Source organism: Pseudoalteromonas sp. ASV78 (assembly GCF_047806705.1).
In the GTDB taxonomy this organism is placed as follows: domain Bacteria; phylum Pseudomonadota; class Gammaproteobacteria; order Enterobacterales; family Alteromonadaceae; genus Pseudoalteromonas; species Pseudoalteromonas prydzensis_A.
The window spans coordinates 891262-903094 of the sequence record NZ_JBLOPA010000001.1 but is presented as its reverse complement, the minus strand read 5'-3'; the positions used below and the strand labels follow the sequence as shown (position 1 = coordinate 903094).

The window sequence follows — 11833 nt, the reverse complement described above, 5'->3', positions numbered from 1 at the left end:
GTAAATAACTATTAAAGAATAGCGTGTAACTCAACATCGAATACAAGCGTTGAGAAAGGTGCAATCGCAGCACCGGCACCACGTTCACCATAAGCAAGATCATGAGGAACATAAATACGCCATTTAGTGCCTACTGGCATCATTTGTAACGCTTCAGTCCAACCTTTGATAACGCCACCAACAGGGAACTCTGCTGGCTGACCACGCTCATAAGAGCTATCAAAAACAGTACCGTTGATAAGTGTACCGTGATAATCAACGCGAACTGTAGACTCTGCAGTAGGCTTGTCGCCTTCACCTGTTGCAAGTACTTCGTATTGCAGACCAGACTCAGTAACGGTGATTTCAGTACGCTTTGCATTTTCTTCTAGGAATGCAATGCCTTCAGCCGCGAGTACTTTAGCTTCTTCTTCACGACGAGCTTGAATTTCAGTATTGATTTTTTCGAAAGCAGCTTGGATCTCAGGGATCTCAACTTGGAAATCGCCACCTACATACGCATCTTTCATGCCTGCAAATACTGAATTTAAGTTTAGACCTTCGAACGGATTCGCTTTAAGTTGCTCACCCATTTGTAAGCCAATACCGTAACTTGCTTTTTCAGCATCTGTAGTAAAATTATCTGACATAATGTGTTTCACGTTTTGTTTATACCAACCTTAATAACGTTGGTATCAGTTAAAAGACGCGTCTATGCTATCATAAAAAAAAGCCCTTTTGGGCTTCTTTAGGATTAGTTTTTAGGGAGTTTTCGCTTTATAAAGCGCATTGCGAAAGTAAATACTGGTAAGCTGATTAAAATACCAGCGAGTATTGGACGACTCAATAATGCTTGCGGACCAACAAGTATCACCGGCACCACTAATAAGCCAAAAATCCCTATATAGATTGCGGCAATTTCAGGCCAATGCCTGTCATATTTGCTGATCAAATGGGCAGATAAAACATTAAAGCCTAAACAATACGCCATTGCAGTAACCAATATCTGCTCCGGTTGCGAATCAATGGCCATCTTAACCAAAAGGTTGATTGCACTGTGATAGCAATAGCCAAATACAGTCCATAACAACACATGCTTGAGTACCCGCTGAGTTGTACTTAATTGATTTTGTTGTGACATATAAAACTCCAGATAGCAAAAAGCCGCCCAGAAGGCGGCTTTTTAAATATGGTGGAGAGATAGGGATTTGAACCCTAGATGGGCTATAAACCCATGCCGGTTTTCAAGACCGGTGCATTCGACCACTCTGCCATCTCTCCGTACGGCGCGGATAATAGGGGTTACTTGCCTTGTTGTAAAGCCCTAACAGTAAAAAATCAAAATTAATTGCTGCTATGATCCTATAACGCCTAAAAATAACTCAATAATACTGTTTTGGCCGTTTTGCAATCCACGAGCATAATAAACACACTAGCAAGCTAAAAGTCACAAAACTTAAACTTTGGAAGATTAAATCATAGCGATTGAGATCATCACTTGGCACCAGTACCAATATAAATGCAGGTAAGATACTAATAACTAATACATAACAGCACACTTTAAATGCCCTGCCAAAGTCAAATCGCCTTGTACGTTGCATCCACCACGCTAAGATAATCACAATACCTATTGATGACATTGCAATTAGATGAGGAGTCTGTGTACTAAATGCTGTGTAAAGAGTTATAACTGCACCAACAAAGCCCCATAAAGACCACGTTAACCACTTTTCTTTTTCACGTAAAAATAAATTTCCCATTATCCTCGTCTTCTAGATTGTTATTTTTATAAAGCATTCCATACATTAATAAACTGCTGAAGAATAACAAATCGTTGCATTCAGGGTTATTGCATCCAAGCGCTTCACGCAGCTAAGTTACTTGCCGACTCTAACAAGAGTAACCTTAATGCTCTCTGACTAGTACAAAAAGAAAAAGTTCCAATTTATTACGTCTTCGCAACTATAAATTGCTGAAAAAACGTTCAGGCTGATGACGTACCGATTTTTTACACTCTAGTTCAGGTGTACCTAAGTATAAATAGCCGACAATCTCATCGTCTGTGTTTAAATTTAAAGACGCTTTAACACCCTCACTTTGCGCAAAATAGCCGGTACGCCAAACACCACCAAGCCCTTGTGCGAATGCCGCTTGTTGCATCGCAAGCACAGCACAGCCGGCGCTTTGTACTTGCTCTATACGTGGTACTTTAGGATGTGCTTGATATTTAGCAATCGCAATAATAATCATTGGGGCACGCAGTGGTAACTCTTTGGCGCGATTAATGACTTTTTCATCTTGTTGTTCTGCAACTGCACTTTGATAATAAATTTCGCCAAGTCGTTCGCGCGCATCCCCTGCTACAACAATAAATTGCCATGGCGCAAGCGCGCCATGGTCCGGCACACGCAGTGCTGCTTGTTTAATAATCTCTAATTGGCTGTTGTTGGGAGCGGGTGCAATTAGTCGGGGATCAGACTGACGGGTTAATAAAAGCTCAATAGCATCCATAGCGTACTTCTCACTGAAAAAGAAAACAGCATACCATTGATACGGATTACTGAGAAAGTTAGAAAGTTAGAAAGTTAGAAAGTTAGAAAGTTAGAAAGTTAGAAAGTTAGAAAGTTAGAAAGTTAGAAAGTTTGCAGCGGCTGCTGCAAACTTACCAGTAAGTATCTGACTTATTCGATTGTTCTTCGTAGCCAATAATCTAAGCTTACAAAGCGCCCACCACCGGTGAAAAATAAACTTAATAGCATCGCAAAATAAATAGCTGAAAACTCAATGCCATTATTCAAAATTGACGGTTTACCCTTTTCATACAAGTAATCGGGGAAACCATGCTCTTCTACAAGTCCTCGGATTTTCTCAATTCGTTCCTTCACTGCAAGGGAATTATCGAGGCTTGCTTTGGCACCAGGTATCGCTAGCCAATCGAGTACTTGTGCGGCACTGGTATCAGGCTCTGTCGGCGCAATAGCAAACCAGCCATTGTGCCAATGTACTGAGGTTGCGGCAACGACCATGGTAAACATCAACGGAATGCTAACTAAGCGAGTTAATAAACCAACCAAGAGCAGCCAACCGCCCAGAAATTCACTCCAGCCAGCTAAAAAAGCCAATAAATCAGGGAAAGGTAGACCTAAGCCCCAATCTGCGTTGCCAAACCAAGCAACAATATCAGGAGAAGCTAAAAAGAATTCAAAAAAGCCATTAACATCACCACTGATATTTAGTTTGTTATAACCCGCAATGATCATAACTGGTGCGAGTATGAGTCTAAATAGTAAAGCAGGGATACCATCAAATAGGGCTATTTTTTGTAGCAACGTTTTATATATATTGATCAATGTATTCATCGTAGCGATCTATTCTCTTAAAGTGTATTAAACAAAGACCGCTACGATAGAAAGTTTATTTCAGTTAAATTTTACGTGCCACCTGTAACGCTTCATAAATAGCCCGTTTTGCATCAATCGCTGTCGCTAATTTGGCCCCACCAATCACATGTACTTTTGGGTTATCGGTTAATTGTGACATTAACTCATTATTAGACACTTGCCCAATACACGCAATAACCGTATCAACAGCTAAAACCTGCTCTTCCCCTGCCACAGTGATTTTTAGGCCTTGCGCATCAAAATGATGATACTGACAATCAGCGATTTGTTTTACACCATGTTGCTTTGCAACTTGGCGGTGTATCCAACCGGTGGTTTTACCCAGTTCACTGCCAAAACGCCCAGCACTGCGTTTGAGCATAAACAATTGACGACTATCTTTATGCGGGCTTGGCTCGCACTCAATCCCCCATTGGGTTTTAAATTCACTGATAGTTTGGTTTTTATGCTCGCTTAAAAAAGCGACCATATCAAAACCAATGCCACCGGCGCCTAAAATCGCAATCGATTGGCCTAATTCAACTTCACCGCGGATCACTTCATCGTATGAAAAAACTCGTTTATCATCAGCGCAAGTAAAATTTGCTTCGCGCGGGCGTACACCCGTTGCAAACACCACATCATCGTATTGCTCAAGCATTTTATCGGTAAAAGGAGTATTGAGTGTGACCGTGACTTTTAGACGTTCAAGTTCGTTAATAAAATAACGCAGAGTATGATTAAAATCTTCTTTACCAGGAATGCGCATCGCGAGATTAAATTGCCCGCCCATATCAGCACTTTTATCAATCAGCGTCACTGTGTGGCCTTTTTGCGCTAAATAACAACTTGCTGATAAACCCGCAGGCCCGGCACCAACAACCAACACACTTTTAGCCGTTTGTGTGTATTCAAGCGGGTAATCTAATTCAAAGCCTGCTTGTGGATTAACTAAGCACGTCGCTCGCTTACCTTTAAACACATGATCTAAGCAACCTTGGTTACAACCGATACAAATATTAATTTGCTCACTGTGTTGTGCTTGATATTTATTGAAAAACTCAGGATCAGCAAGCAGTGGGCGTGCCATCGAGATTAAATCGGCATTACCTGCGGTTAAAATTTCATTGGCAATAGCAGGAGTATTAATACGATTTACAGCAATGACAGGCACCGACACTACTTCTTTTAAACGTTTTGACGCTTCTTTAAATGCACCAGGTGGTACCATACTGGCAATCGTTGGCACGCGTGCTTCATGCCAGCCAATACCAGTATTAAATATATCAACGCCTGCCAGCTCCAACGCTTTAGCTTGAACCGTTACTTCTTCTGGTGTGGAACCATTTGGGATCAGATCCATCACTGATAAACGAAAGATAATTAAAAATTCTTTATTTACTTTGGCACGTACCGCTTTAACTATGTCTAATGCCAAACGCAGGCGATTTTCTAGACTCCCGCCGTATTCATCGGTGCGTTTATTAGTATGCGGCGCCATAAATTCATTGATCAGATAGCCTTCAGAACCCATCACTTCAACACCATCATAACCCGCTTTTTGTGCTAAATAAGCAGAATGAGCAAAGTCTTTGATGGTTTTTTTAATCGCCCCTAAAGACATCGCTTTTGGTTTATACGGATTGATAGGTGCTTTAATTGCACTGGGTGCTTGATTAAATGGATGATAGGCATAGCGACCAGCATGTAATAATTGTAAGCAAATCTTACCACCATGCTGATGCACAGCATCAGTATAGGCACGGTGCTTAAATACATCATAATAACTGTTAAAAGAGGATGAAATGGGGGTTAACTTTCCACGCAGATTAGGGCTATAACCACCCGTGATGAGCATTGCGGTGCCACCTTTTGCGCGTGCTTCATAAAATGCACGCAGCCGTTTTCTGTTATGCCACCCCTCTTCAAGCCCTGTATGCATTGAGCCCATTACTAAGCGATTGCGTAATTGTGTGTGTTTTAATTGTAATTGTTGTTCTAACATCCTCTGCCCCGTCAACTGGTCTAACCTCTATACATTAGCGAATTTTGCTTGATTGGCAAGTAATAAGCAACAAAAGCACTCAATTATGTCATATTTCTATCGTTAACCTCTTTAAGGACGGCACTGATAAATACTTAGTTACGATTTAACAGTTAAATAAATTTTTATTCTAGGCTAAGATGGTGACATATATAAGTTGTACCAGACTAAGGATTTATTTTGATTGCAAAGCTGTTTAAAGGACTGTGGGCAGGAATTAACTTTTCTCGTCGTTTAGTCCTCAATTTTTTATTTGTGCTACTCGTTATTCTTTTCATTGTCTCTATCGTAAGTGATGACGATGAAATTAATGTTGCTGATACATCGGTGCTCACACTTAACCTCAATGGGCCAATCGTAGAAGAAAAAATTTACGTTGATCCAATTGAAGCCGCCATCAATGACACAACAATGGGCAACGACGAACCTGCTGAAATATTACTTGATGATATTATCGAAGTAATTGATCAAGCCACTGAAGATAAACGCATTAGTGTGATCTTGTTAGATTTACAAAAAATGCCTAGCGCGCATTTAAATAAATTAAAACAAATCTCTCAAGCTCTAGAGCGTTTTAAAGCTAGCGGTAAAAAAGTAATTGCCTCTGGTTATTATTATTCTCAAGCACAATATTACATCGCTGCTCATGCTGATGAAATTTCAATGCATCCATATGGTGGCGTTGAAATTCAAGGTTTTGGTATGTATCCACTGTATTTTAAAGATGCGCTTGAAAAGCTCGGCATCACCCAGCATATTTTCCGTGTTGGTACCTTCAAATCGGCTGTGGAACCTTTCATTCGTAATGATATGTCAGATGCAGCAAAAGAAGCCAACAGTGTATGGTTGGGTGCATTGTGGCAAGAATATAAGCAAGATGTTGCTGCAGTTCGTCCATTTGATGAAGCTAATTTTGATGAAACCATGGATGTATTCCTTGCCAAAATGCAAGCGGTTAATGGTGACTCAGGTAAATATGCACTTGAACATCAATGGGTTGATTCATTAAAAACGAATCAACAAGTTCGTCGAGAATTGATTGAATTAGTAGGCGCTGAAGAAACTGGCAAAACCTTTAACCAAGTATCATTTAAAGAATACCTTTCATTGATTAAACCGCCAGTTGAATTTGATAACCCAATGACAGAAAAAGTCGCGGTTGTTGTTGCTCGCGGTACTATTTCTGACGGCGAACGCAAAGCCGGTGAAATTGGTGGTGACTCTACGGCGGCATTACTACGTAAAGCTCGCTTAGATGAAAAAGTTAAAGCCGTGGTACTACGTATTGATTCAGGCGGTGGCAGTATGTTTGCTTCTGAAATTATTCGCGCTGAAGTACTGGCACTCAAAGCTGCTGGTAAACCGGTAATTGCTTCAATGAGCTCTGTGGCTGCCTCTGGTGGTTACTGGATTGCCTCCGCAGCCAATGAAATTTGGGCCGCGCCAAGTACCATTACCGGTTCAATTGGTGTATTTGGTAACTTTATGACCTTTGAAAACACCATGGCTAAATTAGGTGTTTATTCAGACGGCGTAGCAACCACTGAAATGGCTGGCCTGTCAGTCGCCCGTCCTCTGAATGAAAAAATGGCGCAAGTTATTCAACTAAGTGTTGAAGATGCCTATCAGCGCTTTTTAGAGGTCGTTGGCGAAGCACGGAACATGACACCTGAGCAAGTTGATAAGATTGCCCAAGGCCGTGTTTGGATTGCAAGCCAAGCGCAAGAACTTGGCTTAATCGATAAGCTTGGTAATAAGCAAGATGCAATTAAAGCCGCCGCTGAACTGGCTAAACTTGATTTTTATGAAGTAAAAACCATCAAGCATAGCCTTACTGGGCAAGAGCAGCTAATGCAAGATATCTTTGGTAACGCATCGGTTAAAGCACTGATTGGTTCGCAAAGTACGCTACAAAACGCACTCTCAAACCAAGCATCAATCAATGGGTTAGTTAAGCAATTAACGACTGAGGTTGAAAACTTGCAGGATTACAACGATCCGCAAGGTATTTATGCCCGCTGCTTAGTGTGTAATATTTCACAATAACGAGTGTATAGGCTGTAATCGCAGCAACTAACCGTTATACTAAGCCCAGTTTTTTTACTGGGCTTTTTTATGAAACGTAAACGTATTTATATCGCATACACTGGCGGTACAATTGGCATGAAAAAATCAAGCCGAGGCTATATTCCTGCAGAGGGCTTTTTAACACAAACCGTAGTAAACAATGCTGAATTTAACCGTGATGAAATGCCTTTATTTGATATTCATGAGTATTGTCCGCTCATTGATTCTTCCGATATGTCCCCTGTCCATTGGCAATTAATTGCTGAGGATATAAAAAGTAAATACCAAGACTATGATGGCTTTGTGGTATTGCACGGCACAGACACCATGGCCTATACCGCCTCTGCGCTGTCATTTATGTTTGAAAATTTAACAAAACCCGTGATTGTCACAGGTTCACAAATTCCACTGTCGCAACTGCGCTCTGATGGCCAAGTCAATTTACTTAATGCCATGTACTTAGCGGCTAATTATCCGATTGCCGAGGTTAGTTTATTTTTTAATAATCAATTATTTCGCGGCAACCGTGCGACAAAAGCCCATGCCGATGGCTTTGATGCCTTTGCCTCTCCAAACCTAGATCCACTGGCTCTCTCAGGCATTAACATTCAATTATTAAAAGGCCAACTGAGCCCGTATGTTGAAAATGAACTACAAGTCACTAACATAACACCACAACCTATTGGGGTTTTATACTTGTATCCTGGGATCAGTCATGCTGTGGTTAAAAGTCTGGTAAACGATAATATCAAAGCCCTAGTGTTATTAAGCTTTGGGGTAGGCAATGCGCCACAAGATCCTGACTTTTTAGAGATCCTCTCAAGCGCGAGTAAACGCGGCATGGTCATTATCAATCTCACACAATGCTTAAAAGGTCATGTCAATATGGGCGGTTATGCAACGGGTAATGCATTACTCAACATTGGTGTGATCAGCGGTTACGATATGACGTTAGAAGCATGCCTAACTAAATTACATTACTTATTTAGCCAACAGCTTGAAATTGAAACTATTCGCCATTTAATGCAAGACAACTTACGTGGTGAGTTAAGTAGATAAGCTGAGCGCTTTATAATAAAAACTATTTTTTTAAACTAAAAAGGCACGCTAATTAGCGTGCCTTTCATTTTAACTTATTGGCCTAATTAACGTACTTTCGCGTCAATCTCTACTAAATCCGTTAAATGGCATACTTCACCGCTGTGGGTTTTAATACCATGCTCACCGAAGTAATCTCGTTGTGCTTGTACTAAATGACCATTGCTTGGTGTAGTAAGGGTCGCAAAGTAGGTTTGCGTTGAGCTCAAGACTGGAAATGCTAAACCAGTCATCATCGCTTGACCTGTAATTTTACGCAGTGCGAGTGACTCTTTTTCAAGTGTATCGATAAACTCAACACCATCAGCAATATTATCTAAGTAATCGGCACGGATAATACAGCCTGCACGCCATGTTTGCAGTGTTTTAGATAAGTCGACTTTCCATTGATGCGCACGCGATGCACCTTTAATAAGCGCAAGGCCTTGACGATAAGCAAGTAAACTTGCAAACAAGAACGCATCTTTAAGTTCTTCTAAATCTAGTTCAATTTGTGTCGTTGATTTAGCGGCATAGGTCATTTCTTTTGCGGCGTGTGTGTCAGCGGTATTAGTTAAATGACGTGCTTGCACAGCAGCAACCAATGATGGCACTGCAATACCCAGCTCTAATGCATTTTGCGCCGTCCACAAACCAGTGCCTTTCGCGCCTACTTTATTATCAATTAAATCAACTAGCGCTTCATCAGCATCAGTTTCTAACGATAGGATATGACTTGAAATAGACAATAAATAACTATTTAGTGAGCCTTGTGACCATTGATTAAAAATATCGGCAACTTCATGGGGAGTACGATTTGTGCCTAAACGTAGTAATTGATACATTTCAGCAATTAATTGCATTAATGCGTATTCAATGCCGTTGTGCACCATTTTAACAAAATGACCACTGGCTGATTGACCTACACGGGCAAAACACGATTCGCCTTTGTAGCTCGCAGCAACTTTTTCAAACCATGGCTCGACACGCTCCCAGCCACCTTCTGAACCACTTGCCATCATCGCAGGGCCATGACGAGCGCCTTCGGCACCGCCAGAAATGCCCATAGTGGCAAATTCAAATTTATTTTGATATTTAAGTTTACGCGTGATGCCGTCTTTATAATTACTATTACCGCAATCAACAATAATGTCGTCGCAATCAACACCCGCTTCAACTAATTCGTTACACACTTTATCAACTAACTCACCCGCTGGTACTAATAACAAGATTGAGCGAGGCGGCGTTAACCGTTTTACCATATCAGCTAAATCAGACACAATGTGCAGACGATCTGCCATGCCTTGTAATTTAGCACAGCTCAATAGCTCTTCGCCCGCGTCTGGGTTTTTATCATAAGCTACTAGCGTCATACCCTGCTCTATCAAGTTCAGAGCAAGATTTTTACCCATAACGCCTAACCCGACTAATGCAACTTGCATTTAGTGTCCTCCTCGGTAACAACTATTGGTTAGTAAATGAAAATAATACCGCGCGCATTATATACCCAAGCCACTTAAAAATGCGAGCTTAGACAATATATACACGGCAATGCGTAAAACAAATACGCATGATGCGCAGATTATACCAAACAACCGTTCCTTCGGGGGGATAAATTTTCCTGGTGTGGATTTCTGAGTCGAGCATTGACGAGACCTGACACCGGTGTCATAATGTGGTCATATTTATTTTGTATAAAATAATGGCAGCCTCATAAGTTACATTATATTCAACAATGTATCGGCTGCCTGTAAAAACTGTATTATGCGTGTTAGTTACAACGGCATATATTAATAACGAAAAACCGTCAACCTGCTTACAATTGAGTAAGCCTACAGGAGAATTTGATGCTTAGACGCACAAAAATAGTCGCGACCCTTGGACCTGCAACCGATCGAGATAATAACTTAGAAAAAATAATCCGTGCTGGTGCAAACGTAGTGCGTTTGAACTTTTCACATGGTATTGCCCAAGATCACAAAGACCGTGCCCAAGCTGTGCGTGATATTGCCAAAAAATTAGGTAAGCACATTGCTATTTTAGCCGATTTGCAAGGCCCAAAAATTCGTGTATCGACATTTAAAGATGGCAAAGTAACGCTACCTGTTGGTGCAAAATTTATTCTTGATGCAAAAATGGAAAAAGGCCTAGGCGATATCAACGCCGTAGGTATTGATTACAAAGAATTGCCCCAAGATGTTGCCCCAGGTGACTTACTGCTTTTAAACGATGGTTTAATTCAATTAACAGTAGTAAACGTTGAAGGTCATTTAGTGCATACCACAGTAACTGTTGGTGGCGTGTTATCTAATAATAAAGGTATCAACCGTTTAGGTGGTGGTTTAACGGCTCCAGCCTTTACTGAAAAAGATAAAGAAGATTTATTAACTGCGGCAGAAATTGATGTTGATTATATCGCGGTTTCATTCCCACGCAGTGGCGACGATATGCGTTATGTACGTTCACTAGCTGAAGCTGCGGGCTCTAAAGCACAGCTTTTAGCTAAAATTGAGCGCGCTGAAGCCGTTGAAACGGTAGAAGCGGTTGATGATATTATCCTCGCTTCAGATGCGGTGATGGTTGCCCGTGGTGACTTAGGTGTTGAAATTGGTGATGCTGCCTTAATGGGTAAACAAAAGCTTATTATCCGCCGCGCTCGTTCACTTAACCGTACCGTGATCACCGCAACGCAAATGATGGAATCAATGATCGATAACCCTATGCCAACCCGTGCAGAAGTTATGGATGTTGCCAACGCAGTACTTGATGGCACAGATGCAGTAATGCTTTCAGCTGAAACAGCAGCAGGCGATTACCCAGAAGAAACCGTAGCAACCATGGCGCGCGTTTGTTTAGGGGCTGAATCACAAAAAGAAACCCACGTTTCTAAGCACCGCTTAGACAGCCGTTTTTCATCAAACGCTGAGTCAATTGCATTATCAGCTATGTATGCAGCAAACCACTTAGATTCTGTGAAAGCCATTGTGACTTTAACTGAATCAGGCAGCACAGCAAAATTAATGTCACGTATCAGCTCTGGTTTACCAATTTATTCATTATCGCGTCATGCCAGTACACTTGGTCAAACAGCATTATATCGCGGTGTTTACCCGGTATTTTTTGACTCAACCCAATGTGAAAAAGATAACATGGTAAAAGATGCGCTTAACACACTGGTGAATGCGGGTTCATTACAAGCTGGCGATACTGTGATCATCACTCATGGCGATGCTATGGAAACGATTGGTGCAACCAACACCATGAAAATTGTCACTGTTGCTTAAAT

10 protein-coding genes and 1 tRNA gene are annotated in these 11833 nt (G+C 41.2%); 3 read left to right on the top strand and 8 right to left on the bottom strand.

The window, feature by feature from the left end:
- Positions 1 to 11 precede the first annotated feature (11 nt).
- The 7 genes from ACMVDV_RS04090 to ACMVDV_RS04060 form a co-directional block, all read right to left on the bottom strand.
- Entirely contained in the window at positions 12 to 629 is a 618-nt protein-coding gene (locus ACMVDV_RS04090) for an FKBP-type peptidyl-prolyl cis-trans isomerase (RefSeq protein WP_304180795.1), read from the bottom strand.
- A gap of 104 nt (positions 630 to 733) precedes the next feature.
- Positions 734 to 1120 carry a hypothetical protein gene (locus tag ACMVDV_RS04085; protein WP_416157279.1) on the bottom strand — a complete coding sequence of 129 codons (387 nt, stop codon included), beginning with the start codon at positions 1118 to 1120 and terminating at the stop codon, positions 734 to 736.
- A 49-nt stretch (positions 1121 to 1169) separates the two neighbouring features.
- A tRNA-Ser gene (locus tag ACMVDV_RS04080) sits at positions 1170 to 1260 on the bottom strand.
- A 101-nt stretch (positions 1261 to 1361) separates the two neighbouring features.
- Positions 1362 to 1739 (bottom strand): hypothetical protein, encoded by a 378-nt coding sequence (locus tag ACMVDV_RS04075; protein WP_416157278.1) that lies wholly within the window; start codon positions 1737 to 1739, stop codon positions 1362 to 1364.
- Positions 1740 to 1941: 202 nt separating this feature from the next.
- Entirely contained in the window at positions 1942 to 2490 is a 549-nt protein-coding gene (locus tag ACMVDV_RS04070; RefSeq protein WP_416157277.1) for an NAD(P)H nitroreductase, read from the bottom strand.
- A gap of 170 nt (positions 2491 to 2660) precedes the next feature.
- Complete coding sequence (locus ACMVDV_RS04065) at positions 2661 to 3338, bottom strand: DoxX family protein (RefSeq protein ID WP_416157276.1); 678 nt, start codon at positions 3336 to 3338, stop codon at positions 2661 to 2663.
- A 64-nt stretch (positions 3339 to 3402) separates the two neighbouring features.
- Positions 3403 to 5364 carry an FAD-dependent oxidoreductase gene (locus ACMVDV_RS04060; RefSeq protein WP_416157275.1) on the bottom strand — a complete coding sequence of 654 codons (1962 nt, stop codon included), beginning with the start codon at positions 5362 to 5364 and terminating at the stop codon, positions 3403 to 3405.
- Between the two features lie 219 nt (positions 5365 to 5583).
- Between ACMVDV_RS04060 and sppA the strand changes: the two genes are divergently transcribed.
- Together sppA and ansA are read left to right on the top strand one after the other, a co-directional pair.
- Positions 5584 to 7449, top strand: coding sequence for a signal peptide peptidase SppA (gene sppA, locus ACMVDV_RS04055; RefSeq protein ID WP_416157274.1), 1866 nt, complete (start codon positions 5584 to 5586; stop codon positions 7447 to 7449).
- A 69-nt stretch (positions 7450 to 7518) separates the two neighbouring features.
- On the top strand, positions 7519 to 8529 hold the full coding sequence (gene ansA, locus ACMVDV_RS04050) for an asparaginase (RefSeq protein ID WP_304180786.1): 1011 nt from the start codon (positions 7519 to 7521) through the stop codon (positions 8527 to 8529).
- Between the two features lie 86 nt (positions 8530 to 8615).
- On the opposite strand, the gene gndA is transcribed toward ansA, so the two are convergent.
- On the bottom strand, positions 8616 to 9989 hold the full coding sequence (gene gndA, locus ACMVDV_RS04045) for an NADP-dependent phosphogluconate dehydrogenase (protein ID WP_416157273.1): 1374 nt from the start codon (positions 9987 to 9989) through the stop codon (positions 8616 to 8618).
- Positions 9990 to 10394: 405 nt separating this feature from the next.
- Here gndA and pyk point away from each other — a divergent pair, with 405 nt between their 5' ends.
- Positions 10395 to 11831 (top strand): pyruvate kinase, encoded by a 1437-nt coding sequence (gene pyk, locus ACMVDV_RS04040; RefSeq protein WP_304180783.1) that lies wholly within the window; start codon positions 10395 to 10397, stop codon positions 11829 to 11831.
- Positions 11832 to 11833: the final 2 nt, after the last annotated feature.

Excerpts from the sequence above, each read along its gene's own strand:
- ACMVDV_RS04090 (WP_304180795.1), bottom strand. The coding sequence starts at position 629 with ATGTCAGATAATTTTACTACAGATGCTGAAAAAGCAAGTTACGGTATT.
- ACMVDV_RS04085 (WP_416157279.1), bottom strand. The coding sequence starts at position 1,120 with ATGTCACAACAAAATCAATTAAGTACAACTCAGCGGGTACTCAAGCAT.
- ACMVDV_RS04075 (WP_416157278.1), bottom strand. The coding sequence starts at position 1,739 with ATGGGAAATTTATTTTTACGTGAAAAAGAAAAGTGGTTAACGTGGTCT.
- ACMVDV_RS04070 (WP_416157277.1), bottom strand. The coding sequence starts at position 2,490 with ATGGATGCTATTGAGCTTTTATTAACCCGTCAGTCTGATCCCCGACTA.
- ACMVDV_RS04065 (WP_416157276.1), bottom strand. The coding sequence starts at position 3,338 with ATGAATACATTGATCAATATATATAAAACGTTGCTACAAAAAATAGCC.
- ACMVDV_RS04060 (WP_416157275.1), bottom strand. The coding sequence starts at position 5,364 with ATGTTAGAACAACAATTACAATTAAAACACACACAATTACGCAATCGC.
- ansA (WP_304180786.1), top strand. The coding sequence starts at position 7,519 with ATGAAACGTAAACGTATTTATATCGCATACACTGGCGGTACAATTGGC.
- gndA (WP_416157273.1), bottom strand. The coding sequence starts at position 9,989 with ATGCAAGTTGCATTAGTCGGGTTAGGCGTTATGGGTAAAAATCTTGCT.
- pyk (WP_304180783.1), top strand. The coding sequence starts at position 10,395 with ATGCTTAGACGCACAAAAATAGTCGCGACCCTTGGACCTGCAACCGAT.